The following is a 24899-nucleotide window of genomic DNA, read 5'->3' on the forward strand; positions in this document are numbered from 1 at the left end:
GTCTAGAGTTCCGGCGCGATGCTGGATTTCAGACAAGGACGAAAATCGAACGGCCCCGGAGACTTTGACTTTATTCCTTGCACGACAAAGGGCCGGAAGCGAGGCCGGCCCTGTAGGAGTGGCGCAATGCGCCGACCGCTTACTTCATGCGGTAGGTGATACGGCCCTTGGTCAGGTCGTACGGGGTCATTTCAACCTTGACCCGGTCACCGGTGAGGATGCGGATGTAGTTCTTGCGCATGCGGCCGGAGATGTGGGCGATGATTTCGTGCCCATTTTCCAGACGAACGCGGAAAGTGGTGTTCGGCAGCGTCTCGCTGACGGTGCCCTCGAACTCGATGGAATCGTCTTTCGACATGTAGTCCTGTGCGGTTCAGAAAACGGCCACGCTGGGCCTAAGGCGCGGTATTTTACGCGTGATGGGCCCGGCTTGCAAAGTTTGTGTTAACCCCCGGCCAAACGCCGTGCTGGCAAGCGTCCGACCGCCTGGGTCCAGGGGCCTTCACGGCCGTCACGGTGTACGGCCTGACGGACGTGCTCCAGAAAGTCCGCGCGCGGCAGGTGCTCGGCGCCCATCCGCAGCAGGTGCGGGTTCTCCACCTGGGCATCGATCAGTTCCCAGCCCCAGTCACGCAGGGTGGATGCGAGGGCGGCCAGGGCGATCTTGGAGCCGCCGCTGGCGCCACTGAACATGCTTTCGCCGAAAAACATCGATCCGATCGCCACCCCATAGATGCCGCCGACCAGCGTCTGCCGGTCCCAGACCTCGAAGGAATGGGCAAAGCCGAGATCGTGCAGCTGGCCATAAGCCTCGACCATCGCCGGGCTGATCCACGTACCGTCCTGGCCCGGTCGCGGTGCTGCGGCGCAGGCACGCATCACACGACTGAAAGCGGTGTCGGCGGTGATCTCCCACGTGCTGCCGCGCAACTGGCGGCGGAAGCGGCTGGACAGGTGCACGCCCTCGGTGCGGAACACCATGCGCGGGTCTGGCGACCACCACAGGATTGGCTCGCCCTCGCTGAACCACGGGAAGATGCCGCCGGCATAGGCGTTGAGCAGTCGCACCGGATGCAGGTCGCCGCCCACCGCGAGCAGGCCATCGGGCTGGCGCAGTGCGGTCTCGGCCGGAGGGAAGGGCGCGTCCGGCGCATCGGCCAGGCGCCAGGGCAGCTGGCGGGTCATGCCGTCATTGTATTCGCCGTGGTGATGCGACTGGGATGCGCACGCGCTGCCGGTGCCAATCTTGGTTGGCACACCTTTCCGGGGGCCTCATCCGGCCCGATTCTACGGCTCTACGCGGAACGGACCATGCCCCTGCAATTCCTGCTGGTACCGCCGCACACTCTGCCGCTCCTGCCGGCACCAGTCCTGCAGTGCTTCTGCGAACTCCGGATCGGCCACCCAGTGTCGGCTGCGCACCAGTGTCGGCAGGAATCCCCGCGCCAGCTTGTGCTCGCCCTGAGCGCCGGGCTCGAAACGGCTCAGGCCTTCGCGCAGGCAGTACTCGATGCCCTGGTAGTAACAGGCCTCGAAATGCAGGCCGGGCAGGGTGGCGCCGCCCCAGTAGCGGCCGTACAGCGTATCGCCACCGCGCAGGCACAGCGCGCCGGCAATCGGCTCGCCGTCCTGTTCGGCCAGAAACAGCACCAGCCCGCGTCCCAATGAAATGGCCAGATGGCGCAGGAAGGCCTCGGTCAGCGCCGGGGCGTTGCCGTACTCGAGGAACGTCTGCAGGTAGAAGCGGTACATCGCCTGCAGGTCGGCGCGGCTGGCCTCGTCGCCATGTACCACGCGGAAGGTGATTCCCTGGCGGGTGACTTTGGCCCGTTCCTGGCGGATGTTCTTCCGATGCTTGTGGTTCATCGCACCGAGGAACTGCTCGAATGTCGCCCAGTCACCCGGGTTCTGCCACTGGAACTGCACGTCCTCGCGCAGCAGCCAGTCATCGCCGAACAGGGCCTCGTCCACTGCGGTGTGGAAGTTGATATGGGCCGAGGATACCTCCAGCGCGGGCAGGGCCTCGCGCAATGCCAAAAGCAGGGCGGCGCGCCCTGAATCGTGACGTGCCAACAACCGCGGGCCAGTGACCGGCGAGTAAGGTACTGCGCCCAGCCACTTCGGATAGTAGTCGCGGCCATGCCGCGCATACGCGTTGGCCCACGCATGGTCGAACACGAACTCGCCGTGAGAGTTGGTCTTCAGGTAGCCCGGAATGGCGCCGACCAGCGTGCCGCCCTCCCACAGCGTGAAGTGCTGGGCCTGCCAGCCCCAGTCCTCGCGCAGGCAACCGTGCTGTTCAAGCCCGGAAAGGAAGGCGTGGCTGACGAAGGGGTTGCGGCCGTCGTGCAGGGCATCCCAGTCGGTCGCGGCAATGGACTGCAGGGAGTCGAGGAAGCGGGGGGAAGACATGGGGGAAGGATAGGGCAGATGAAACAGAAAGGCCGACGCACTGGCGTCGGCCTATCATCCGGAGTCGGGCGTGGCTCGACCCTGCAGGAGCGGGTCAGCCTCTCAGCTGGCCTTGCCCTGGGCGTCCAGGTAGCGCTCGGCGTCCAAGGCGGCCATGCAGCCGAAGCCGGCCGAAGTGATCGCCTGGCGGTAGTGCTGGTCGGCCACGTCGCCGGCAGCAAATACGCCTTCCACCGAGGTCTGGGTGGCGTTGCCGCCCAGGCCCGAGCGGATCTCCAGGTAGCCGTTGTTCATCGCCAGCTGGCCGTCGAACAGCTGGGTATTCGGATGGTGGCCGATGGCCACGAAGAAGCCGTGGGCGTCGATGTCACGGGTACTGCCGTCCAGCGTCGACTTCACGCGCACGCCGGTCACGCCGGCGTCGTTGCCCAGCACTTCCTCCACCTGGTGGTGCCAGACGGTCTCGATCTTGCCGGCAGCAACCTTGGCAAACAGCTTGTCCTGCATGATCTTTTCCGCCTTCAGGGTGTCGCGGCGGTGGACCAGATAGACCTTGCGGGCGATGTTGGACAGGTAAAGGGCCTCTTCCACGGCGGTGTTGCCACCGCCGACCACGACCACGTCCTGGTCGCGGTAGAAGAAGCCGTCACAGGTGGCGCAGGCGGAGACGCCGCGGCCCTTGAAGGTCTCTTCGGTCGGGATGCCCAGGTACTTGGCGGTCGCGCCGGTGGCGATGATCAGCGCATCGCAGGTGTACTCGTGGCTGTCGCCGATCAGCTTGAACGGGCGCTGCGACAGGTCGGCGGTGTGGATGTGGTCGAAAATGACCTCGGTCTCGAAGCGCTCGGCGTGGGCCTGCATGCGCGCCATCAGGTCCGGGCCCATCAGGCCGTGGGCGTCACCCGGCCAGTTGTCCACCTCGGTGGTGGTCATCAGCTGGCCGCCCTGCTGCAGGCCGGTGATGACGACCGGCTTCAGGTTGGCGCGGGCGGCGTAGACGGCGGCGGTCCAACCGGCCGGTCCGGAACCGAGGATGACGAGGCGCTGGTGGCGGGAGGGCAGGCTGGTGCTCATGTAGACTCGCGAAAAGGTAGATGGGACAAGGCGCTGGCGATGTTTGCGCAGCATCCGTGGCTGGTCATAGAGTGGCGGCTGGGGCAGGGCGATTCAAGCCGATGAACGGAACGCCGTCATCCAGCAGTGGTTCCGGCCCTCGGATTGCCCTGTCGGACGTCGCATAACTGAAAACTGACGCCGTCTCATTTATTATCAATCACTAACAGCGCATTCCAAAGGTATGGTCTAAGGTGGCGAAGCAGGTCCCCGAACGCTCCAAGTCCGACGACAGCAAGGCGTCACGTCGCACGGCCGCGGCGGCGACGACCGACAATCCACGCCGCCAGCGCCTCTGGCGCGACCTGGGCCTGATCGCCATCGCGCCGGCCCTGCTGTATCTGGCGGCCAGTCTTTTCACCTATTCAGCGACTGATCCGGGCTGGTCGCACACCGGCAGCGTGGTTGCGCCGGTGCACAACCTGGGCGGCCGCGCCGGCGCCTGGATCGCCGACGTGCTGCTGCAGCTGTTCGGCTACATCGCCTTCCTGCTGCCGGTGGTGCTCGGCGCGCTGGCGTGGATCGCCATGTTCGGCCTCAAGCGCGAGAGCAAGGGCGAGAACGACCTGGATCCGGCATTGCGCCTGGTCGGTCTGGTCGGTTTCCTGATCGCCGGCACCGGCTTCCTGCATGTGCGCCTGTTCAGTGGCGATGTCGCCAGTGCCGGCGGCATCCTCGGCAAGCTGGTCGGCAATTCGCTCACGGTGGGCTTCGGCGCGTTGGGGGCGAACCTGTTCGTGCTGGTGCTGCTGCTGGCCTCGATCACCCTGGCCACCGGGCTGTCCTGGTTCACGGTGATGGAGAAGATCGGCCGCGGCGTGATGTCGCTGGCGCCGTTGCTGGAACGCAAGAAGGAAGAAGTCACCGAGTGGAAGCAGACCCGGGTGATGCGCGAGGAACGCCAGGAAGTACGCAAGGCCGACGCCGAGGTGCGCGCCAAGCGCGAGCCAGTGAAGATCGAGCCGCGTCCGGAGCCGGTGATCGAGAAGAGTGATCGGGCCAAGCGCGATACCCAGATTCCGATGTTCCGCGGCGTCAACGGCGATGGTTCCGACCTGCCGCCGCTGGCGCTGCTGGATGATCCCAAGCCGCAGCCGAAGGGCTACGACGAAGAAACACTGGAAACCCTGTCGCGGCAGATCGAGTTCAAGCTGAAGGACTTCCGCATCGATGCGCAGGTGGTCGGCGCCAATCCCGGCCCGGTCATCACCCGCTTCGAGATCGAGCCAGCACCGGGCATCAAGGTCAGCCAGATCAGTTCGCTGGACAAGGACATCGCGCGTGGCCTGTCGGTGAAGTCGGTGCGCGTGGTCGATGTCATTCCGGGCAAATCGGTGATCGGCCTGGAAATCCCCAATGTCACCCGCGAGATGATCTTCCTGTCCGAACTGCTGCGCTCGAAGGAATATGACAAGTCGGCCAGTGTGCTGACCCTGGCGCTGGGCAAGGATATCGCCGGTCGCCCGACCGTGGCCGACCTGGCACGCATGCCGCATCTGCTGGTGGCCGGTACCACCGGTTCGGGCAAGTCGGTGGCGGTCAATGCGATGGTGCTGAGCCTGTTGTTCAAGGCCTCGCCGAAAGACCTGCGGATGCTGATGATCGACCCGAAGATGCTCGAACTGAGCGTCTACCAGGGCATCCCGCACCTGCTGGCGCCGGTGGTCACCGACATGAAGGAGGCCGCCAACGGCCTGCGCTGGTGCGTGGCCGAGATGGAGCGCCGCTACAAGCTGATGAGCGCGGTGGGCGTGCGCAACCTGGCCGGCTTCAACAAGAAGGTGAAGGAAGCCCAGGACGCCGGCCAGCCGCTGATGGACCCGCTGTTCAAGCCGAACCCGGAGCTGGGCGAGGCACCGCGTCCGCTGGAGACGCTGCCGTTCATCGTCATCTTCATCGACGAATTCGCCGACATGATGATGATCGTCGGCAAGAAGGTGGAAGAGCTGATCGCGCGCCTGGCGCAGAAGGCGCGAGCGGCCGGCATCCACCTGATCCTGGCCACGCAGCGCCCGTCGGTGGACGTGATCACCGGCCTGATCAAGGCCAACATCCCGACCCGTATCGCCTTCCAGGTCAGCTCCAAGATCGACTCGCGCACCATCCTCGACCAGTCCGGCGCGGAAACCCTTCTCGGCCATGGCGACATGCTGTACCTGCCGCCGGGCACCGCGCTGCCCGAGCGTGTGCACGGTGCGTTCGTGTCCGACGATGAAGTGCACCGCGTGGTCGAGCACCTCAAGGCGATGGGCCCGGCCGACTATGTCGACGGGGTGCTGGACGAGGTGCAGACGATGGGCGACGGCGTGGTCGTCGGTGCCACCGGCCTGCCCGAGACCAGTGCAGCCGGCGACGAGTCCGACCCGCTGTATGACGAAGCGCTGCGGGTGGTCACCGAGACCCGCCGCGCCTCGATTTCCGGCGTGCAGCGCCGGCTGAAGATCGGCTACAACCGTGCAGCGCGACTGATCGAGGCCATGGAAGCGGCCGGCGTGGTCAGCCCGCCCGAGCACAACGGCGACCGCACGGTGCTGGCACCGCCGCCGCCGAAGTAAGACCCGACGTATCCCCCACGACGTCCAAGGAACCGACGCATGCTTCACCCCGTACCAAGCGCGCTGGCGCTGGCGCTGGTAGCCCTGATGGCTGCCGGCCCGGCACTGGCAGACACCGCCACCTCCGCGCCCGCCACGGCGCCGCCTTCCACCAGCGGCGATACCGAAGCCAGCAATAATTTCAGCATTGTCCGTTACCGCGCCGACTACCAGGTGCGGCCCGATGCGGGCAATGTGCAGACCGAAACCTACGAAGTCCTTCTCAAGACCAAGGCCTCCGTCGAGCAGTTCAGCCAGGTGCGGCTGAGCTACAGCGAAAAGATGGAGACGCTGGAAGTGCTCGGTGCCTACACCATCACCGCCGATGGCCAGCGCCGCGACGTGCCGGCCGACCGCATCTACACCCAGGAGAGCTACTCCAGCGCCTCGGCGGCGATGTATGCCGACCGCAAGGTGCGGGTGATCGTGTTCCCGAACCTGGCCCCGGGCACGCGCCTGTACTACCAGGTGCGCCGCACCCAGGCTACGCCGTACTTCCCGGGCTATTTCGGCCTGTGGGAGACCTTCAACGTCTTCACCGAGTACGAGGACGCCGAGGTCACCCTGAGTGCGCCGGCCAACCTGCCGATGTTCGTCGACAGCCGCGGCGTGCAGGGTAGTGACCGGCCGACGGTGAAGAACGGCCAGGCGCAATGGCGCTGGCGCTACCAGCGTCGTGAGGCGATGCCGGCGCAGAACTGGTCGGCGGCGGGCTGGGAGTTCGGCCCGAACATCATGGCCAGCACGTATCGTGACTGGTCGCAGATGGGGCGCGCCTACCAGCTCAAGGCGGGCCCGGCGGCCGAGGTGACCCCGGCGCTGCAGGCGCTGGCTGATGAGATCACCGCCGGCATCAGTGACCGCCGCGAGCAGGCTGATGCGCTGTATCGCTGGGTCGCGCAGAACATCCGCTATGTGGCGGTGTACCTGGGCAACGGCGGCCTGGAGCCGAACAGCGCGCAGAGCATCCTCGACAACCACTACGGCGACTGCAAGGACCATGTGACGATCCTGGAGGCGCTGCTGGCGGCCAAGGGCATCGCCAGCTCGCCGGTGCTGATCGGTGCGGGCGGTGGCCCGACGCTGCCGAAGATTCCGGTGCTGGGCCGCTTCAACCACGCCATCACCTACATCCCCGAATTCGATCTGTACCTCGATTCGACCACCGCGTGGGCGCGCTTCGGTCAGCTGCCAGAGGGTGACCTGGGTGCACCGGTGATGCGTACCCGTGACGCCACGCTGGCGCGCACCCCGGCCAACACGCCGGAGCGTAACGCCACCTCGATGGAAGTGCGGTTTACCTTCGACGCCAACGGCAACCTGCGCGGCGAGACCATTCCGAAACTGGGCGAGAACGCCGAGATCGGCATGCGTGCGCAGTTCTCCCAGCTCAACGCGCAGAACCGTGCGCGCGCTGAAGAGCAGATCATGGCCTCGTCTGGTTTCGATGGGCGAGGGCAGCTGCAGATCCAGGGCGTGCCGGTCGACCTGACCCGGCCGTTCGGCTACCGCATGGCGTTCCAGGCCGAGGACTACGCCGATTTCAGCGTGGCCGGCGGCATGGCCGTGCCGGATCCGCCGGGTGGCGAGTCGGTGCGTGGCCTGTACGCCACCGCCTCGGCGCCGGCCAACGAGACCCCGTTCTACTGCAATGCCAGCCTGCGCGAGGAAACCTACCGCCTGCAGTTCCCGGCCAATGCACCGATCATCGCCATCCCAGCGAGCCAGCGTTTCAGCAACGCCGCGGGTGAGTACCGGGTGGACTGGAGCCGCGAGGGGCAGGAGGTGATCGTGCACCACCGCTTGCAGCAGAATGCAGTGCGTGGGCCGGAGGCGTTGTGCCAGCCGCAGGACTATCCGGCGTTCCGCGCGCTGTATCGCGAAGTGCGGCGCGGCTTCCGTGGGCAGGTGCTGTACGGCAAGCTGCCCGGCTCGGGCGGCTGAATCGCCGATGCACATTCAGGGCGGCATAATGTCGCCCTGATCGCCCATTCATCTTTGTCCGGGCACACTGGCAACCACCTTTCCTGGCGCCCGCGCCCACAGGATTCCCGCATGAACTTCCGCTTCCGCCGTTTCCTTGCCACCACCACCCTGGCCGTGGCCTGCGCCGCCGCTGGCAGCGCCTGGGCTGGCGCCCGCGATGACCTGAAGATCTTCACCAGTGGCCTGAAGGGGCTGGATGGCCAGTTCAGCCAGCAGGTGTTCGACAGCCGTGGCAAGGTGAAGGAATCGACCAGTGGCCGTGTGGCGCTGTCGGCGCCGCGCCTGTTCCGCTGGGAATACGTGCGCCCGCACGAACAGCTGATCGTGGCTGATGGCAAGAAGGTCTGGATGTACGAGCCGGACCTGGAGCAGGCCACCGTGCGCGAGCAGGGCAAGGAAGAGCAGAACAGCCCGCTGACCGCACTGATCAACCCGGCGCTGCTGGAGCAGCAGTACGACGTCAGTGAAGAGGCCGCGCAGCGCGACGGCCTGCAGTGGCTGTCGCTGTCGCCGAAGCGCGAGACCGAAGCCAGCTTCCAGTACGCCGCGCTGGGCTTCAACGCCCAGGGCCTGGCCAAGATGGAAATCACCGATGCGGTTGGCCAGCGTACCGTGATCAGCTTCAGCGGCTGGAAGCGCAACCCGGGCTTCGCGGCTGGCACCTTCAGCTTTACGCCGCCGAAGGGCACAGACGTTATCGGTAATTGATGGCGGTCGCCGGGCATGGCCCGGCGCTACCTGCTCTGGTGGGTGCCAACCGGCACCACCTTGGTGGGTGTCAACCTTGGTTGACACGCTGTTGATCAGCCGGCCAGCGGCCGGCACTACCGGACATCGCGTCCCGCCCGCCGGGCACGGCCCGGCGCTACCGTTGGGCGGCGCGGTACAATGAGCGGGTGGCAAGACATCGTTCAACTTCCTTCCCCGGCCCCGATCTGCTGAGCGTTGATCGGGAACACATGCGCCCGCTGGCCGAGCGCATGCGCCCGCGCACCCTGGACGAAATGGTCGGGCAGAAGCGCCTGCTGGCGCCGGACAGCGCACTGCGCCGTGCAGTCGAATCCGGTCGCGTGCATTCGATGATCCTGTGGGGGCCGCCCGGCTGCGGCAAGACCACGCTGGCGCTGCTGCTGGCCGAGTACGCCGATGCGGAATTCCGCGCCATCTCTGCCGTGCTGTCCGGGCTGCCGGAGGTGCGCCAGGTGCTGGCCGAGGCCGCGCAACGCTTCGCCGAAGGCCGCCGCACCGTGCTGTTCGTGGATGAGGTACATCGCTTCAACAAGGCGCAGCAGGATGCGTTCCTGCCGCATATCGAGCGCGGCACCATCCTGTTCGTCGGTGCCACCACCGAGAATCCATCGTTCGAGCTGAATTCGGCGCTGCTGTCGCGTTGCCGCGTGCATGTGCTGGAAGCGGTATCACCAACCGATATCGTCGAAGCGCTGGAACGTGCGCTGGGGGATCGCGAGCGCGGCCTGGGCGAGGAGGGTATCGAGGTCGCTCCCGAGCTGCTGCTGGAAATCGCCACCGCTGCCGATGGTGACGTGCGCCGTGCGCTGACCCTGTTGGAAATTGCCGCAGAACTGGCGGGCGGGGAGGGTGGTCGCATCACCCCGCAGACCCTGACCCAGGTGCTGGCCGACCGTACCCGCCGCTTCGACAAGGGCGGCGAGCAGTTCTACGACCAGATTTCGGCGCTGCACAAGTCCGTGCGCAGCTCCAACCCCGATGCTGCGCTGTACTGGCTGACCCGCATGCTCGATGGCGGCTGCGATCCGTCGTATCTCGCGCGCCGGCTGACCCGCATGGCCATCGAGGACATCGGCCTGGCCGATCCGCGCGCGCAGAGCATGGCGCTGGAAGCCTGGGACATCTACGAGCGGCTGGGCAGCCCGGAAGGCGAGCTCGCGTTCGCCCAGTTGGTGCTGTACCTGGCCAGCACCGCCAAGTCGAACGCGGGCTACGCCGCGTTCAACCAGGCCAAGGCCGACGTGCGCCAGAGCGGTACCGAAGAGGTGCCGCTGCACCTGCGCAATGCGCCGACCAAGCTGATGAAGGAACTGGGCTACGGCGCCGAATACCAGTACGACCACGATGCCGAAGGAGGCATCGCGCTGGACCAGACCGGTTTTCCGGACGCGATGGGCGAACGGGTGTACTACAACCCGGTGCCGCGCGGCCTGGAGATCAAGCTGAAGGAAAAGCTGGATCGGCTGCGCACCGAGCGCGAGGCGGCGCGGGCCGCAAAGGGCCGTTGAGTCGGCTCATGTAGCGTCGAGCCACGCTCGACTCCACTCTGGACCGAGCCAGCAGCACCTGCGGAAACAGCAGCCGAGCATGGCTCGGCTCTACAGGGCTAATGGCGGTCGAGTGTGGTTCGTCATCACATTGTCCTGCGGGCGTTCCTTTGGCAGACTGCGCGGCTACTTTTTCAAGGATCGATGCCGTGCAGGAAATGATTCTGCCGTTGAAGCGTTATGCCCAGTTCGAGGGCCGTGCCAACCGTCGCGAGTACTGGATGTTCCAGCTGTTCCTGTTGATCGTCTCGGCCGTCCTGATGGTGCCGCTCATCGCCGGGCTGGTGATGCAGTCCGACATGCTGGGCATCGCGTCGATCATCCTGTTCGTCGTGTTCTGGCTGGCCACGTTCGTGCCGGTCATCGCCGTCACCGTGCGCCGCCTGCATGACTGCAACCAGTCGGGCTGGCTGTACCTGCTGGCCTTTGTTCCGTTCGGTGGCCTGGTGATCTTCGTGTTCGCGCTGCTGCCGGGTACACCGCAGGAGAACGTCTACGGCCCGGTGCCTGCGGGGCCGTGAGACTGCGTGAGTCGAGCATGGCTCGACTTCTACAGGACGGGAAAACGAAGCCGGCGTTTCGCCGGCTTCCTTCTTACTTGATGCTGCAATCGCCGAAGGACAGGTAATCCGTTCCCGAGCTGAACTGCAGCGTGCAGCTGGCGGTGAAGGTCGCGCCTTCTTCCAGCGCGCCCAGCTTGGCCGCCTGCTGCTCATCGTCGCTGGTCAGCCGGGCCAGGACATTGCCCTGGTCATCGCCGGCCTCGATCAGCGGTTCGCCCGCCAGGTTGCTGGAAACGCTCAGTGCCACGGCAGTGAATGTCACCGTCTGGTTGAGTTCGTCCATACCCAGTGACGAATTGCCGGCTTCTTCAAAGGCCTGGTAGAGCGTTGGCAGGTCCTGTGCGGCATGGGCGGCCAGCGGTGCAAGCAGGCCGAGGGAAAGGGCGATCAGGGCGGTGCGCTTCAAGATGTTCTCGCAGTCACGGGATCCATTCCCGTGGGTGGTGGTGAGCAGATCCACGCCATGCGTGGATGGGTTTGGCAAGGGACAGGGCGCGGCCGATGGCTCGATTGCCCATCGATCCGCAGCCCTGCGAGGGAAGGGCGCTCCTGCGCCCTGCTGCCCGGCAAAATAGTGGATTCGGTGTTTCTGGCGCAACCGGGAAAATGAACGCATCGCGCGCGTGATACACAGTGTGACATTTGATCGATGTGATAATCATTCGCGTTTAAGGTAGACTGCGGTCCCTTGTGAACCGGCGGCCATCGGCCGCTCGTGCCGCCGCTGATGAAGCATTTCGTCCCGCCTTTGCGCCGTGGTCCACTGGCCCGCGGCATGGCCGCCTTGATGATGGGTCTGCTCCTGGCCACCCCGTACGCCCATGCGCAGCAGCGCAATCCGCTGCAGAAGATCGGCCACACCGTGCTCGACGAGCCGGCGACCAGCTATCGCTTTCAACAGTTCGTGGTGAGCAGCCCGGACCAGCAGCGCCGTTGGCGTGTGAACCTGGCAATCCCGGCCAACGCCGGCAAGACGCCCTCGCCGGTGCTGTACGCGCTGGATGGCAACGCCGTCGCCATGGTCCTGGACCAGCCGCTGCTTGCCGAACTGGCCGCGCGCAAGGCGCCACCGGTGCTGGTGCTGATCGGCTACGACAACGACCTGCGCATCGATTCCAAGGCGCGCACCCGCGACTACACCGCGTGGATCGACCGCGCGGACGATGAGAGCGGTACGACCCAGGCGGTCGGCGGTGGTGCTGCGGCCTTCCTGGATGTGATCGAGCGCCGCATCAAGCCGGAAGTCGAGCGACGCGCACGCATCGATACGCAGCAGCAAGCACTGTGGGGGCACTCGTTGGGCGGGCTGTTCGTGCTCAATGCGCTGTACACCCGTCCCGCCGCCTTCCAGTCCTATCTGGCGGCCAGTCCCTCGCTGTGGTGGAGCCAGGGCGCGGCGCTGGGTGATCCGGAACAGCAGTTCGTGCAGAACGTGCATGGCCAACCGGCAAAGCTCTGGCTGATGCTGGGCGGTGCCGAGCGTGTTGGCGATCGTGGCAAGCGCGACCTGAGCAACCCACGGGTGGTCGCGCACCTGCGCCGCATTGGCGGTGCCACGCCGGATGCGGCGATGCAGTTGTCCGAGCGGCTGGCCAAGGTGGCGGGCCTGAGCGTGCAGTACCGCGAGTTCCCGGGGCTGGGACACGGCCCGATGCTGCCGGCCTCGTTCCATGCCGCGCTGCATGAACTGTACGGCGTGACCGACCGCAGCGCCGGCGATGGCGCGCCCAGTGGCGGGGACAACGCCGCCGAATGAATGCCTTCGCACGCGATGCCGTGCGACCCCACTACCCAGGCGAGGCTGCCGGCGTGCAGCGGCCCAGGCAACCGATGACTCCCGCGCCGCGTGGCGCGGCCTACGTGTGCAAGGAGCCTTCCATGTCGTTCCGTCCGTCTTTCCGTCTCACCTCTCTCGCCGCCGGCCTCTTGCTGGCGGTGACCGCCACCGCGCAGCCGGTGTTCGACCAGCCGGCCAACGCCACCTTCAAGGGTGAAGTCGTCTCACGCGGTGAGAACGTGGTTCCCGGCAGCACTGCCGACGTGGTCGGCCGTGGGTTCTTGCCGGGCCAGAAGGTCAGCCTGCTGCGCGGTGACAGCGTGCTCAACGCGCAGCCGCTGGTGGTCGATGCTGATGGCAACTTCAAGACCCAGTTGAGCATTCCGGCCGACGCGGTGCCGGGCACTCATCCGGTGGTGGTGCGCGCCAGCCAACCGGCTGCGGCCACCGTGCTGAAGCTGCGCGTCTCGCCGCAGCTGCCGCTGTCCGGCCAGGCGCAGTTCGCCACCCAGTCCAGCAAGCTGGTGCCGGGCCTGTACCAGTCCGCTTACAGCGCCGCCAGCAATGCGGTGTTCGTGACCTCGGCGGTGGGTCGCCCGCCGGTGACCCAGTCGCAGCTGCTGAAGCTGGACCCGAAGTCGCTGAAGGTGACCAAGGCGATCACCCCGGCGCAGGTGCCGGGCAGCACCAATGGTGCGGTGTATGCGGTCTACGGCGTGGGCGTGGATGACACCAACGGCAATGTGTGGGTGACCAATACCCGCCAGAACTCGATCGCGGTCTACCGCCAGAAGGACCTGTCGCTGGTCCACCAGTTCCCGGTCGACACCGTGCCGCACGCGCGCGACGTAGTCGTCGACGGTACGCACGGCAAAGTGTTCGCTTCTGCCACCGGCGGGGACCACCTGACGGTGTTCGATGCGAAGACCCTCAAGGAACTGCCGCAGGTGACGCTGGAATCCGGCGTGGACGACGGCAAGTTCACCCCGATGAGCCTGGTGCTGGACGAGAAGGGCGGCAAGCTGTTCACCGTCAGCATCGGCACCCCGGAGGCGGCAGTGATCGATGTGGCCAGCGGCAAGGTCGAGAAGGTCATCGATCTGGGCAATTCGATCAGTGCCTCGGGCGTGGCCTTCGACGCGGCGCGCAACCGCCTGTACGTGGCCTCGCAGGGCACCGACAACCTGCTGATCGTCGACGTGGCTGCCGGCAAGGTGCTGCATGACGTGCCGGTCGGCGCCGGTGCGCTGAACGTCGCCTTCGATGATGCCTCCGGCCTGGCCTATGTCAGCAACCGTGGCGCTGGCACGGTCACCGTGGTGAACGGTGACGGCAAGGTGGTCGCCAATCTTGATGGCGGCACGCTGCCGAACCATGTGCGCGCCGATGGCAAGGGCAACGTGTTCGCGGTGAACAAGTCGCGCGGCGCCGAAGACCCGAAGGGTGACCGCATCACCCGCATCACCCCGAAGCAGTAAGTCACACGGTGGGGCGGCGTGTGCGTCGCCCTGCCAGCAAGGAGATTGTGCATGAACATCGCGTCCCGTCTGCGCCTGTGTGCGCTTCCGTTGGCTGTTTCGCTGGCGCTGGCTGCCTGTGGTGGCTCGTCGGCTCCCTCTGATGCCAATACGCCTGCCGAGTCGCCCGCAGCAACGGCACCCGCTGCGGAAACCGCGCTGCCGGCAGGCTGGCAGCGCGTGGCAGGTGCCGAAATGCCGGCCGTGCACGGCCGGAAGGCGGTGCTCCCGGCCAAGGTGCATTCCGACGATGGCGCTGACATTGAAGTGGCCGATACCAGTCGCATCATCGCCGGTGGCGACGACGTCATCGCGGTGATCGAAGCACTGGGGCTGGGCAAGCAGGTCTTCGCCGCGCCGACCAACACCACCACCCAGGCCGGCCTGGCCGCGCCGCACCAGTTCCTGTTCAACCGGACCACTGGCGTGGAGGGCGTGCTGAGCCTGCAGGGCTCGCTGTTCCTCGGCAACAGCCTGCGCCGCCACACCGAGCTGGCGAAAAAGCTGCGCGAGGTGGGCGAGCCAGCGGTGGTCATCGATGACCTGCAGCCGGCGCCGGACAAGGTGCGCAAGGTCGCCGCCGCACTAGGGCTGGCCGAGGCAGGGCAAGCACTGGCCATGCAGGTGCAGCGCCAGCTCGACGAGGCTGCAGCGATTGGCAAGGGCCTGGGCCATGCACCACGAGTGATCCACGTCTCGGCCACCGGCGCCGGTGGCTCTCCGACCGTCGCCGGTGCCGACAGTGCGTCGGCGCAGCTGATCGCACTGGCGGGCGGCATCAACATCGGCACCGAGGCGGGGGTGAAGAACTACTCGCAGCTGAGCAATGAAGGCGTGGTCGCCGCAGCGCCCGAGGTGATCCTGGTGACCGAGCATGACCTGCAGCTGTTCGGCGGTGCCGAGGGCCTGTGGAAGGCATACCCGACGCTGAAGCAGACCCCGGCCGGGCAGGCCAATCGGGTCTGGGTGATGCCGGACGTGCAGCTGAAGTACACCAGTGTCGGTTCCGGTGCTGGCGCGCTGGCGCTGGCCAAGGCCCTGGCGGCGTTGCCGAAGGCATGAGTCCGGCGGATCGGCGCCGCCGTCGCGGGCGGACGATGTTGCTGGTGGCGTTGCTGGCACTGCTGGGGGCAGTGCTGGCGTCGTTCGCCGTGGGCCCGCTGCGGCTGCCGCCGCTGGAGGTGATGCAGGCGCTTGCGGTGAAGCTGGGCCTGCTGGATCCGCAGGCAGTCAGTAGCCGCGATCTGGCCGTGGTCTGGCAACTGCGCATTCCGCGTGCCCTGCTGGGTGCGATGGTGGGCGCGTCTCTGGCGATGGCCGGTGCCAGCCTGCAGGGCCTGTTCGGTAATCCGCTGGCCGACCCCGGCATCGTCGGTGTCAGCCAGGGTGCTGCGCTGGGTGCGGTGGCTGCCATTGTTCTCGGCGCTGCAGGTGCGGCCGGCTGGCTGGTGCCGGTGGCAGCCTTCGTCGGCGGCGCGCTGGCGATCGGCCTGACGTATGCGTTGGCACGGCCCGGCAAAGGCGCGGGTAACGCCACGCTGCTGCTGGTCGGTATCGCGATGGCCGCGTTCTGCTCGGCGCTGATCGGTTTCCTCACCTACATCGCCAGCGAAAGCGAGCTGCAGTCGCTGGTGTTCTGGCAGATGGGCTCGCTGGCGCGTGCCAACTGGGCCGATGTGGCGGCGGTGGTGCCCCTGTTTGCCATCGGCGTGTTCGCGTTGCAGCGGTTGGCCACGCCGCTGGACATGCTGGCGCTGGGCGAACGCCAGGCGCAGCATCTGGGGCTGGACGTGACCCGCACGCGGCGTCGCCTGGTGGCGTTCAGTGCGCTGCTGGTGGGCGCGGCGGTGGCCTTTGCCGGCTCGATCAGCTTCGTCGGCCTGGTGGTGCCGCACGTGGCGCGCCTGTTGGTCGGCCCCGGGCATCGCTGGCTGCTGCCGTTGTCCGGCCTGCTCGGTGCGCTGCTGATCGTGGTGGCCGACACCGCCGCACGCACGCTCGATCCGCCCGCGGAGATTCCGCTGGGCTTGTTCTCGGCCGCGCTGGGCGCACCGTTCTTCCTCTGGCTGGTGCTGCAGCAGCGCCGCAAGGCGGCCCCATGAGCGTGCTGCTGAAACTGCACGAGGTGGTGGTGCGCCGCCAGCAGCGCGAGATCCTGCATGGCATCTCGCTGGCGTTCGAGCCGGGTACGGTGACCGCCCTGGTTGGACCGAATGGCGCGGGCAAATCCACGCTGTTGGCGGTGGCTGCCGGTGACCTGCGGGCCGATGCGGGCGAGGTGAGCCTGTTGGGCAAACCGCTGGCCAGCTACAAGGCCGGACCACTGGCGCGCGAGCGCGCGGTGATGCCACAGGAGCACGGCGTGCGCTTTGCCTTCAGCGTGGAAGAAGTGGTGGCGATGGGGCGTTTGCCGCATCCGCCGGATCCAGTGGTGGATGACGCCCAGGTGGAAGCGGCAATCGATGCCGCGGAACTGCAGGCGCTGCGCCTGCGCGAGGTGCAGCAGCTGTCCGGTGGTGAATCGGCCCGCACCACGTTCGCGCGCGTGCTGGCGCAGGACACGCCGCTGTTGTTGCTTGATGAGCCGACGGCCGCGCTGGATCTGCGCCACCAGGAGCGCACGCTGCGCAGTGTGCGTGCCTGTGCCGAAGCCGGTGCGTGCGTGATCGTGGTGCTGCACGATCTGAACCTGGCGGCTGGCTATGCCGACCGCATCGTGCTGCTGGAGCAGGGCAGGGTGGCCGCTGATGGTACGCCGCCGCAGGTGCTGACCGAAGATAACCTGCAGCGGGTCTACCAGCAGGATGTGGTGGTGCTGGAGCATCCGCGGCGCGGGGTGCCGCTGGTTGTGGTGACCTGAACGAAGGCCGCCGGGTTGCTCCGGGTATCATGGTTGCTTCGTTTTCTTCAATGGACTGATGCCATGTTCCGTACCGTCACGCGCAGCGTGCTGCTTGCCACGATGATTGCTTCCGTTTGCGCAGCCCATGCAGCTTCGACCTCCCAGGTTTCGCTGACCGACGCGGCCGAGAACGCCTCGCTGATAGAGACCTGGCATTCCAGTGGCGAGGGCGCCGCTGTGACGTCGATGAAGACGCAGTACTTCGCCAACGAGGAAATGTCGGTGAGTTGGGACGACCAGCAGGTGCTGGTGCTGTGCAGGGAGACGGCGTATCTGAAGATTCCTGCGGCCAAGCTCAAGGCCGGAGCGTTGACCACCGAGCAGCGGCAGATGATCGTCTATCAGGCATTGATGTCCGGCCTGGCGGCTGTCGCGGGCGTTGTCGGGCCGGCAGGGGAGAGGGTGACCGTCGCTGATGATGGCAGCGAGACCCGCAGCGTTGGCGAAAATAACTGGGCATATGGTGTTGAGCGATACGAAGTGATCACCCAGCGGCTGCCGGACGGTGCACTTCGGGTCCGGACCCGCAAGACGGAAACCGTGAATGCCACGCCGCCGGCGGGCCCGGACGACATGTTCAGCACCGAGGACGACCAGGCGGCGCGCTTGTCCGAACTGGCGCCGGTGGGCAGCTGGACCGAAGTGGTGGTCCACGGTGGCGCACGGCAGCCGCATGTGGATCCGGCGATGTCGTTGAAGGGGTGGATTTCGATGGGGGATGACCAGGCAGCGACCGTGGCGGATGCCCGCACGCTGCATGGGTGCAAGTAAGGCGTCAGGCACTCATCACAGCCACCCGCGGGGTGGTTCTACTGTGGTGTGCATCGTTCCATTTATGCGTTCAATATTCACTTGCGCGCCAGATTGGCAGGTCTAGAATGCGCCCCATGAACCGGATGCCGCTCCTGAAGTTTTTCACCCTGACCCGCGCAAGCGCGGAACGGGCGTGTCTGCCTGGAGCCCCACGAGACCGTTGAAACGGCCATCGCTGGACCTTCGACAGAGCGCCCTCCGGGGCGCTCTTTTCGTTTTTGTTTTTTGTGAGTCGACTGACAGTCGACTCTACCCAGTACCGCAAAGGAGAACGTGCCATGCACCAGATCGCCGAGACCGAACGCTAGCCGCGCACCCTGTCGCCAACCGGGGTGCGCGGCCCCCAAAGTTGGCTTTGCAGGAACCTTTCCCATGAACACCCAAGTCCTTTCCCGTCGTCGCAACCTTGGCATCATTGCCCACATCGACGCCGGCAAAACCACGTTGACCGAACGCCTGCTGTGGAAAAGCGGCGAAATCCATCGCGTCGGCGAAGTGCACGATGGCAATGCGACCACCGATTTCTCGGCAATCGAGCGCGAACGGGGCATCACCATCGGCGCGGCCGCCGTGCAGGCGCAGTGGGCACCGCGTGACCTGCCGCCGCATCGGCTGACCCTGATCGATACCCCTGGCCACATCGACTTCGCCATCGAAGTCGAACGTTCGCTGCGCGTGCTCGACGGCGCCGTGGCCGTGTTCTCGGCCGTGGATGGCGTGCAGCCGCAGTCCGAGACGGTGTGGCGCCAGGCGCGCCGTCATCGCGTGCCGCTGATCGCCTTCGTCAACAAGATGGACCGCGTCGGCGCGTCGTTCGAGCGCGTACTGGAGCAGCTTCAGGACAAGCTTCAGGCGCGACCGTGGGCGCTGGGCGTGCCGTTGGGCAGCGAGAGCGACTTCAACGGCTGGGTCGACCTGGTCGATGAGCGCGTGCTGCAGTGGCGCGACGGCGCGACGACCATCAGCCCGTGGGACGACGCGGCACGTATCCAGTGGCGAGCCCAGCGCGATGCTCTGGTCGAAGCCGTGGCCGATCATGACGAAGAACTGGCCGATGCCTGGCTGGAAGGTCGGGTGATCGATGCCGGGGCGCTGCGCGCGGCGATCCGCCGGGCGACGCTGGCGGGTGCGGGCGTGCCCGTGCTGGCCGGTGCTGCGTTCAAGGACAAGGGCATCGAGACGCTGCTGGATGCCGTGGTCGATTACCTGCCGTCGCCGCTGGATCGCCCTGCCGTCAGCGCCGAAAGCGATGAGGGTGAGGTGGTCTTGCCGCCCGATCCTGATGGCCCGCTGGCGGGGCTGCTGTTCAAGATTACCCACCAGCAGCACGGTGCACTCAGCTTCGTGCGGCTGTACTCGGGCACCTTGAAGGTGGGCGACGCGGTGGCCAGTTCGCAGCATCCGCAGGGACGGCGGGTCAGCCGGCTGGTGCGGGTGCAGGCCGACCAGACCCACGACATTGAACAGGCCGTGGCCGGTGACATCGTCGCGGTGCTGGGCTGGAAGGATGCGGTCAGCGGTGAAACGCTGAGCGGCCGTGCGCTGCCGTTGCGCCTGGAGAACATACAGGCACAGGCGCCGGTGCTGGCCTGGCGGTTGGAACCGGCGCGTGCGGCCGACCTGATCCGGATGGCGCAGGGACTGGCGAGCCTGGCCCAGGAAGATCCGTCGTTCCGCGTTGAAACCGATCGCGATACGGCGGAGACCCTGGTCTGGGGTATGGGCGAGCTGCACCTGGAAGTGATGGTCGAGCGCCTGCGCAGCGAGTGGAACGTCGACGTGGGCGTAGGTGCGCCGCGCGTGGCCTACCAGGAGACGCCGATGCGCGCGATGACGGGTGTCGTTGGGCGGCTGGTCAAGCAGACCGGTGGCCAGGGCCAGTTCGCGCACGTGGTGCTGGACGTGGCGCCGCGTGAGGACGACCAGGTGGTGTTCAACGACCGCATCGTCGGTGGCGTGGTGCCGCGCAGCTTCATCGCGGCGGTGGAGAAGGGCGTGCGTGCCGCACTGTCGGAAGGGCCGCAGGGTCATCCGGTGGTCGGTATCGAGGTCAGTCTTGTCGATGGCCAGACCCATGCCAAGGACTCGTCGGAGATGGCGTTCCATCGCGCAGGCGCCGAGGCGATCAAGGCGGCGCTGGCCGAGGGTGGCACGCAGCTGCTGGAGCCGGTGATGGCGGTGACGGTGCATTCGCCGTCGACATCGGTGGGTGACGTGGTGGGCGACCTCAACCGGCGCCATGGCCGCATCGCCCGCATCGACGATCAGGACGGTCGGGCCGAGGTCAGTGGCTTTGCGCCGCTGGCGCAGCTGGTGGGGTACACCACCGCGCTGCGGTCGCTCAGCCAGGGACGGGCCAGCAGCGAAGCGCACCTGCACGGCTATGAACCGGTACGCGCTGCATGAGGAAGGCGAGGGGAGCCCGTTCGCGGGCTCCCACTTCTTTGTTCGGGTTTCCGCATCCACGCATGGCGTGGATCTAGCGGGTGACCGGGTCGCGAGCTCTGCAGTAGATCCACGCCATGCGTGGATGGATCCGCACCGACACGGCAACATTGGCGCTGCATCGCAACAAAAGTGCAGAAAAAGCTGGATTAAAGTGATGCCTCACGATAAATTGCGCCCCCCGTTGCTCGCCGCCGCCCGCACCCCTCTCATGCGTGATGACAAAGACCCCGGAACCCTGGAGCTGACCCTGCCGCGCAAGCGCGGCCGTCCGCCCAAGTTCGGGTACGCGATGAGCGATGCGCAGCGCGCCGCGCGTTATCGCGCGCGCCGGGCAGGGCAGGCCAACCATGCCGACGTGCGTTCCTGCAGCGATATGGTGCTGCTGGACAAGATCCGTGCCGCGGTGAGCGCGCGCGACACCGAGCTGGCCGGGTTCCTGGTGCACGTGCTCTGGCAGCGCTACCCCTTGCAGCTGAAATAGGCCGTCGGTGGGGTGGCCGTTGTCATCGAGCTTGTTGATAATGCGGGATTCAGGTTGTTCCCGCTGGCGCGCCCGGGATGGCAGGCGCGCATGATTGAACGGTTCCCAAGATGACCACCACCAGCGACACCACCACCGAAGCGGCGCCGAGCGGCGCTCCCCTGTTCTATACCCGTCCGGTGCCGCTGCAGGCCGATGTGCACGCCGATCTGCGCATCCTGCCGGGCAGGCTCGAGTTTGCGGCCGGCAACAACGCCATTCCGCTGGTGCTGGGCGAGTTCTCGCTGGCCCTGCACCACTTCCCGATTCTGTTCGCTGGCCCGACCGCCGTGCCGATGGCGGCCGTCGGTGTGTCCGACCAGAACCTGTTCATCAAGGACGGCCTGTGGGAAGACGAGGCCTACATTCCGGCCTACCTGCGTCGCCACCCCTTCATTTTCATCGACACCGGTGCGGACAACGACTTCCTGCTGGGCATCGACGAAGAGAGCTCGCGCGTGGTCAAGGGGGGTGACGAAGGCCAGCCGCTGTTCGTGGACGGCAAGGCCACCGACATGGTGCAGCAGGCGCTGGAGTTCTGCGGCCAGTACACCCGCGAGCACGAACAGACCCAGGCCTTCTCCAAGGCCCTGATCGACAACGGCCTGCTGGTCGAGCGCAACGCCACCGTGCGCACTCCGGATGGCCGCGAGTTCAACCTCAATGGCTTCCTGGTGGTGGACGTTGAGAAGTTCGTGGCGTTGCCGGAAGCGACCGTGGTCGAGTGGCACCGCAGCGGCTGGTTGGCGCTGATCCACCAGCACCTGATGTCGCTGGGGCGATTCAACGACCTGACCCGTCGCCAGGTCGAGCGCCTGGCGGCCTGATCAGCTTGAAGGCACGGCTTCCGCCTTGCGGGAGCCGTGCCACTGCTGCAATCCCTGCAGCAGTCGCCATGCCTCGACCCAGTCGGGCGTGGCCTGCTGCCCCAACTCCCACAGGGCGGCCGCGGTGCCGGCCTGATCGATTGCCCGGCACATCTGCAACGTGCCCTGCAGGCGGTGCGCATGATGGCGCAATGTCGCGGCATCGGCGTCCTGCAGGGACTGTTCGATCCCGGCCAGCTCATGGGCGATATCCGCAGCGAAATCCGGGTCGGCGCCCCGCGCGCTACAAGGCGCGGCAGCGTGCGCCGAAGGCGGAAGGCCCAGCGCCTGCAGCAAGTCTGCCACCTGCAGCGGCTTGACCAGGACGGCGTCGAATCCGGCCCGGCGACAGCGCGCCACGTGCCGGCGCCCCATGCGGGCGGACAGGGCAATCACTCGCAGGGGCGCGTTTGCCCGCGCGCGCAGCTGCTGTGCCAAGCCGTAGCCGTCCCGGCCGTGGAGCCCGATATCCAGCACCACCGTGCCGCGCGGTCGCAGCGCCTGTTCGGCCAACGCGGTTTCCGCATCGGCAACCGCGCACACATCGGCACCCAGCCGACGCAGTTGCTCTGCCACGACGCGCCGGCTGAGTGCGTGGTCCTCGACCAGGAGCAGCTCTGTGCCCGTCAACGGCGCCTGCTGCGGGCGCTCGATGGTGGGCGGATCGCGAGGGACAGCGCGGACCGGCAGTCGCAGGGTGAAGCGACTGCCGCGCCCATGTACGCTGTACGCGGCCAGGTTGCCGCCCATGGCAATGGCCAGCTCGCGCGCAATCGTCAGGCCCAGGCCAGTGCCGCCGCGCTTCTGGCCATCCTCTCCCTGCTGGAACGGGCGGAACAGTAGCGGCAGTTGCGCGGGGGCGATACCGATGCCGCTGTCGATTACATCCAGCAACAGCTCCCTGGCAGACGGGATGGGTGACAGCTGCAGGCGCACTTCGATGCCACCGGCATCAGTGAACTTCAACGCGTTGCCCAGCAGGTTGTCGACAATCTGGCGCAGCCCGTCAGCATCGAGTGCGACCGTCGGCGCGGGGTCGGGCGTGCAATCAAGCTTGAGGGACAATCCCCTGCGCAGTGCCTCCGGCCGGATCGCGTCCAGTGCATGGGCACAGAGCTGGCCGACGTCGCAAGGTACGACGTGGGGCCTGAAGCTGCCGCTGGCCAGACGCGAGAACGCGAGCGAGCGGTCGAGCAGCCTGCGCAGCGCGTGGCCGGCGGCACGCGCGGCCGCGAGCAGGTCGTGCTCTCTCCTGGACAGGCGCGACTGGCTCAGCAGGTCGATCGAAGCCAGTATCGTCTGCGCGGAATTGCGCACTTCGTGGCTGATCATTCCTGCCGCGCGCCCAAGGCGTTGTTCCGTGCGACCGATTCGCCAACGTAGTGCCTGCCAGAACATGGTCAGGCCGATGAGTATTGCGGCCACATACAGCAGCCAGGGCAGGTGCAGGGCGCGCACCCGGTCAAGCGCGTTCTCGACGGGGGCGGGCAGCATCTGCTGCGCCCACAATGCCAGCAGGCCCGCGTGCTCTTCGAGCGTGATGTCGTGCAGTGCCTGGTCGATGCGCCTCAGCAGCTGCTGGTCCTCGCGGCGCACGAGCAGGTGCAGATCGGTGGAGAAGTCGCTCTCGAACGGATGAAGCTGCAGTTTGCCCGCGAAGTGCCGCCGGATCATCGCGTGCAGTGTAGCTTCCAGGCCGATCGCAGCATCGGCGATGCCGTTGTCCACGGCGGCCAGGGCTGCATGCCGATCGGGCAAGTGCAGCAGGCGGACCTGCGGATGGTGGGTTGCCAGCCAGCTTGCATAAGGGCCGCCGCGAATCACGGCCAGCACCTGCGCCTTCACGCTGCCGACGTCACGTGGCGCGTGCTCGCCTTTGCGCACGGCCAGGACCGTCTTGCCGCCATCGAAGGCGCCGGATGCCATCAGGCCGGGGCAGGGCCGTGGGCGATGCGCTGGGCCGCCCATCACCAGCACCAGATCGGCCTCGTGCCGGCAGACGGCAGTGACCGCTGCCCTCGTGCTGGTGTAGGCGATGTCACGGAAGCGCAGTCCGGAATGGTCAGCCACGAGCTGCGCATAGCCGTGGGCGAGGGTCGGGAGCGGGATCGAGTCCGCCAGTGGTGCAGGCAGCGGGCGCAATGATGGCGCGGTGGCGACCCGTACTTCGCGACCCGCCGGCCACGCCTGCAGATGTGCATCCTCGGCCGAGGCTGCTGGCAGCAGGATCAGGACCATCAACGAGGTGACAAAGGTATGCAACCGGAGGCGAACACGGCGCCTCATCGGAGGTTCCGCTGCTCTCGCAGTGCATAGATCTCCACGTCATTGCGCAGCCCGAGCTTGCGCAGGGCGGCCACCTTCTGGGTGCTGACCGTCTTGACGCTGCGGTGGCGGCGCAATGCGATCTCCGACACGGTCAGGCCGGACAGGAGCAGGTCCAGCACTTCGCGTTCATTGCGACTGAGTTCGTCGCGGCAGGCCGGGACCAGGCAATCGGCCGGCAGGCGGCACAATCCCTGCGATACACGCACGATGGCCTCGGACAGCATCTCCAGCGGCTCGGATTTGCTGACAATGCCGCTGATGCCGGCCGCCAGAAGGTGGTCCACGCGGGTTGTTGGCGTCAGCGTGGCGAAGGCCAGCAGGGGCACATGAGGAAAGCGCTCCCGCAGCAAGGGAACCAGCTCATCACTGCTGCGGTCGCCAGGCGCCAGGGTGAGATCGATGATGGCGACATCCACTGCCAGCTTGCGCAGGCAGCCGATGAACGCGTCGCTGTGGGTGTGGCTGGCGACAATGTTGAAGCGGACGTCGCGGCACAGGTGCAAGGCGGTGCCGCGGCGGACGACTTCGTGATCGTCTAGCAGTGCGAGCCGCAGACGGCGCGGTGCAGGGTATCCATTCATGCGCTGGGAGGTGATCGGCGCCCGGGAGGGCGTGGCGACCATTCTGGCGCTGCTGCCGCGCCGGGCACCGAATTTGCTGGATTTTTGCGATTATTCCTAAGAGTCAATGTGCGCGAACCATCAATCCAGGGGTGTTAATTGATGTAATGGATCGCCACGCCCGAATCCAGGCCCTTCAGAAG

The 24899-nt window shown here is 66.6% G+C and carries 21 protein-coding genes; 14 read left to right on the forward strand and 7 right to left on the reverse strand.

The window, feature by feature from the left end:
- Positions 1–139: 139 nt before the first annotated feature.
- The 4 genes from infA to trxB all read right to left on the reverse strand — a co-directional run bounded on the left by infA (position 140) and on the right by trxB (position 3486).
- On the reverse strand, positions 140–358 hold the full coding sequence (gene infA, locus AC5P65_RS09630) for a translation initiation factor IF-1 (protein WP_005409596.1): 219 nt from the start codon (positions 356–358) through the stop codon (positions 140–142).
- An 86-nt stretch (positions 359–444) separates the two neighbouring features.
- Positions 445–1185, reverse strand: coding sequence for a leucyl/phenylalanyl-tRNA--protein transferase (aat, locus tag AC5P65_RS09635; RefSeq protein WP_031269063.1), 741 nt, complete (start codon positions 1183–1185; stop codon positions 445–447).
- Between the two features lie 102 nt (positions 1186–1287).
- On the reverse strand, positions 1288–2412 hold the full coding sequence (locus AC5P65_RS09640; RefSeq protein ID WP_111098321.1) for a GNAT family N-acetyltransferase: 1125 nt from the start codon (positions 2410–2412) through the stop codon (positions 1288–1290).
- A 102-nt stretch (positions 2413–2514) separates the two neighbouring features.
- On the reverse strand, positions 2515–3486 hold the full coding sequence (gene trxB, locus AC5P65_RS09645; protein ID WP_019659647.1) for a thioredoxin-disulfide reductase: 972 nt from the start codon (positions 3484–3486) through the stop codon (positions 2515–2517).
- 233 nt (positions 3487–3719) lie between these two features.
- On the opposite strand from trxB, the gene AC5P65_RS09650 reads away from it, so the two are divergent.
- The 5 genes from AC5P65_RS09650 (at position 3720) to AC5P65_RS09670 (ending at position 10923) form a co-directional block, all read left to right on the forward strand.
- Positions 3720–6080: a DNA translocase FtsK gene (locus AC5P65_RS09650; protein ID WP_019659648.1), complete on the forward strand. Its 2361-nt coding sequence runs from the start codon at positions 3720–3722 to the stop codon at positions 6078–6080.
- Positions 6081–6119: 39 nt separating this feature from the next.
- Positions 6120–8063 (forward strand): DUF3857 domain-containing protein, encoded by a 1944-nt coding sequence (locus tag AC5P65_RS09655; protein WP_111098320.1) that lies wholly within the window; start codon positions 6120–6122, stop codon positions 8061–8063.
- A gap of 111 nt (positions 8064–8174) precedes the next feature.
- Positions 8175–8813, forward strand: a complete 639-nt coding sequence (gene lolA, locus AC5P65_RS09660) for an outer membrane lipoprotein periplasmic chaperone LolA (protein ID WP_111098319.1) — start codon at positions 8175–8177, stop codon at positions 8811–8813.
- A gap of 251 nt (positions 8814–9064) precedes the next feature.
- Entirely contained in the window at positions 9065–10363 is a 1299-nt protein-coding gene (locus AC5P65_RS09665; RefSeq protein ID WP_242015463.1) for a replication-associated recombination protein A, read from the forward strand.
- Between the two features lie 188 nt (positions 10364–10551).
- On the forward strand, positions 10552–10923 hold the full coding sequence (locus AC5P65_RS09670; RefSeq protein WP_111098317.1) for a DUF805 domain-containing protein: 372 nt from the start codon (positions 10552–10554) through the stop codon (positions 10921–10923).
- 73 nt (positions 10924–10996) lie between these two features.
- Here AC5P65_RS09670 and AC5P65_RS09675 read toward each other — a convergent pair whose 3' ends face one another.
- A complete protein-coding gene (locus AC5P65_RS09675; RefSeq protein WP_021201787.1) occupies positions 10997–11371 on the reverse strand; it encodes a hypothetical protein in 375 nt (124 codons plus the stop codon).
- Positions 11372–11692: 321 nt separating this feature from the next.
- On the opposite strand from AC5P65_RS09675, the gene AC5P65_RS09680 reads away from it, so the two are divergent.
- The 9 genes from AC5P65_RS09680 (at position 11693) to AC5P65_RS09720 (ending at position 21769) form a co-directional block, all read left to right on the forward strand.
- Positions 11693–12721 carry an alpha/beta hydrolase gene (locus tag AC5P65_RS09680; protein WP_111098343.1) on the forward strand — a complete coding sequence of 343 codons (1029 nt, stop codon included), beginning with the start codon at positions 11693–11695 and terminating at the stop codon, positions 12719–12721.
- 122 nt (positions 12722–12843) lie between these two features.
- The gene (locus AC5P65_RS09685; protein ID WP_111098316.1) at positions 12844–14220 is read left to right on the forward strand and encodes a YncE family protein; all 1377 of its coding nucleotides are present in this window, start codon (positions 12844–12846) and stop codon (positions 14218–14220) included.
- A 51-nt stretch (positions 14221–14271) separates the two neighbouring features.
- Positions 14272–15321 carry a heme/hemin ABC transporter substrate-binding protein gene (locus tag AC5P65_RS09690; RefSeq protein WP_021201790.1) on the forward strand — a complete coding sequence of 350 codons (1050 nt, stop codon included), beginning with the start codon at positions 14272–14274 and terminating at the stop codon, positions 15319–15321.
- The gene (locus AC5P65_RS09695; protein ID WP_111098315.1) at positions 15318–16361 is read left to right on the forward strand and encodes a FecCD family ABC transporter permease; all 1044 of its coding nucleotides are present in this window, start codon (positions 15318–15320) and stop codon (positions 16359–16361) included. The genes AC5P65_RS09690 and AC5P65_RS09695 overlap by 4 nt, the downstream gene beginning before the upstream one ends.
- Entirely contained in the window at positions 16358–17119 is a 762-nt protein-coding gene (locus AC5P65_RS09700) for a heme ABC transporter ATP-binding protein (protein ID WP_111098314.1), read from the forward strand. Before AC5P65_RS09695 ends, AC5P65_RS09700 begins: the two co-directional genes overlap by 4 nt.
- A 63-nt stretch (positions 17120–17182) precedes the next feature.
- Entirely contained in the window at positions 17183–17932 is a 750-nt protein-coding gene (locus AC5P65_RS09705) for a hypothetical protein (protein WP_021201793.1), read from the forward strand.
- A 414-nt stretch (positions 17933–18346) separates the two neighbouring features.
- Positions 18347–20380, forward strand: a complete 2034-nt coding sequence (fusA, locus tag AC5P65_RS09710) for an elongation factor G (RefSeq protein WP_111098313.1) — start codon at positions 18347–18349, stop codon at positions 20378–20380.
- A gap of 250 nt (positions 20381–20630) precedes the next feature.
- On the forward strand, positions 20631–20903 hold the full coding sequence (locus AC5P65_RS09715; RefSeq protein WP_005409616.1) for a hypothetical protein: 273 nt from the start codon (positions 20631–20633) through the stop codon (positions 20901–20903).
- 110 nt (positions 20904–21013) lie between these two features.
- Positions 21014–21769 carry a SapC family protein gene (locus AC5P65_RS09720; protein ID WP_019659662.1) on the forward strand — a complete coding sequence of 252 codons (756 nt, stop codon included), beginning with the start codon at positions 21014–21016 and terminating at the stop codon, positions 21767–21769.
- On the opposite strand, the gene AC5P65_RS09725 is transcribed toward AC5P65_RS09720, so the two are convergent.
- Entirely contained in the window at positions 21770–24094 is a 2325-nt protein-coding gene (locus AC5P65_RS09725; protein WP_111098312.1) for an ATP-binding protein, read from the reverse strand.
- Positions 24091–24759 carry a LuxR C-terminal-related transcriptional regulator gene (locus AC5P65_RS09730; RefSeq protein WP_227844946.1) on the reverse strand — a complete coding sequence of 223 codons (669 nt, stop codon included), beginning with the start codon at positions 24757–24759 and terminating at the stop codon, positions 24091–24093. Before AC5P65_RS09730 ends, AC5P65_RS09725 begins: the two co-directional genes overlap by 4 nt.
- Positions 24760–24899: the final 140 nt, after the last annotated feature.

This window comes from Stenotrophomonas sp. YJH_SMC_48-3, assembly GCF_059369375.1.

Excerpts from the sequence above, each read along its gene's own strand:
- infA (WP_005409596.1), bottom strand. The coding sequence starts at position 358 with ATGTCGAAAGACGATTCCATCGAGTTCGAGGGCACCGTCAGCGAGACG.
- aat (WP_031269063.1), bottom strand. The coding sequence starts at position 1,185 with ATGACCCGCCAGCTGCCCTGGCGCCTGGCCGATGCGCCGGACGCGCCC.
- AC5P65_RS09640 (WP_111098321.1), bottom strand. The coding sequence starts at position 2,412 with ATGTCTTCCCCCCGCTTCCTCGACTCCCTGCAGTCCATTGCCGCGACC.
- trxB (WP_019659647.1), bottom strand. The coding sequence starts at position 3,486 with ATGAGCACCAGCCTGCCCTCCCGCCACCAGCGCCTCGTCATCCTCGGT.
- AC5P65_RS09655 (WP_111098320.1), top strand. The coding sequence starts at position 6,120 with ATGCTTCACCCCGTACCAAGCGCGCTGGCGCTGGCGCTGGTAGCCCTG.
- lolA (WP_111098319.1), top strand. The coding sequence starts at position 8,175 with ATGAACTTCCGCTTCCGCCGTTTCCTTGCCACCACCACCCTGGCCGTG.
- AC5P65_RS09665 (WP_242015463.1), top strand. The coding sequence starts at position 9,065 with ATGCGCCCGCTGGCCGAGCGCATGCGCCCGCGCACCCTGGACGAAATG.
- AC5P65_RS09680 (WP_111098343.1), top strand. The coding sequence starts at position 11,693 with ATGAAGCATTTCGTCCCGCCTTTGCGCCGTGGTCCACTGGCCCGCGGC.
- AC5P65_RS09685 (WP_111098316.1), top strand. The coding sequence starts at position 12,844 with ATGTCGTTCCGTCCGTCTTTCCGTCTCACCTCTCTCGCCGCCGGCCTC.
- AC5P65_RS09690 (WP_021201790.1), top strand. The coding sequence starts at position 14,272 with ATGAACATCGCGTCCCGTCTGCGCCTGTGTGCGCTTCCGTTGGCTGTT.
- AC5P65_RS09695 (WP_111098315.1), top strand. The coding sequence starts at position 15,318 with ATGAGTCCGGCGGATCGGCGCCGCCGTCGCGGGCGGACGATGTTGCTG.
- AC5P65_RS09700 (WP_111098314.1), top strand. The coding sequence starts at position 16,358 with ATGAGCGTGCTGCTGAAACTGCACGAGGTGGTGGTGCGCCGCCAGCAG.
- AC5P65_RS09705 (WP_021201793.1), top strand. The coding sequence starts at position 17,183 with ATGTTCCGTACCGTCACGCGCAGCGTGCTGCTTGCCACGATGATTGCT.
- fusA (WP_111098313.1), top strand. The coding sequence starts at position 18,347 with ATGAACACCCAAGTCCTTTCCCGTCGTCGCAACCTTGGCATCATTGCC.
- AC5P65_RS09715 (WP_005409616.1), top strand. The coding sequence starts at position 20,631 with ATGCGTGATGACAAAGACCCCGGAACCCTGGAGCTGACCCTGCCGCGC.
- AC5P65_RS09720 (WP_019659662.1), top strand. The coding sequence starts at position 21,014 with ATGACCACCACCAGCGACACCACCACCGAAGCGGCGCCGAGCGGCGCT.
- AC5P65_RS09725 (WP_111098312.1), bottom strand. The coding sequence starts at position 24,094 with ATGAGGCGCCGTGTTCGCCTCCGGTTGCATACCTTTGTCACCTCGTTG.
- AC5P65_RS09730 (WP_227844946.1), bottom strand. The coding sequence starts at position 24,759 with ATGGTCGCCACGCCCTCCCGGGCGCCGATCACCTCCCAGCGCATGAAT.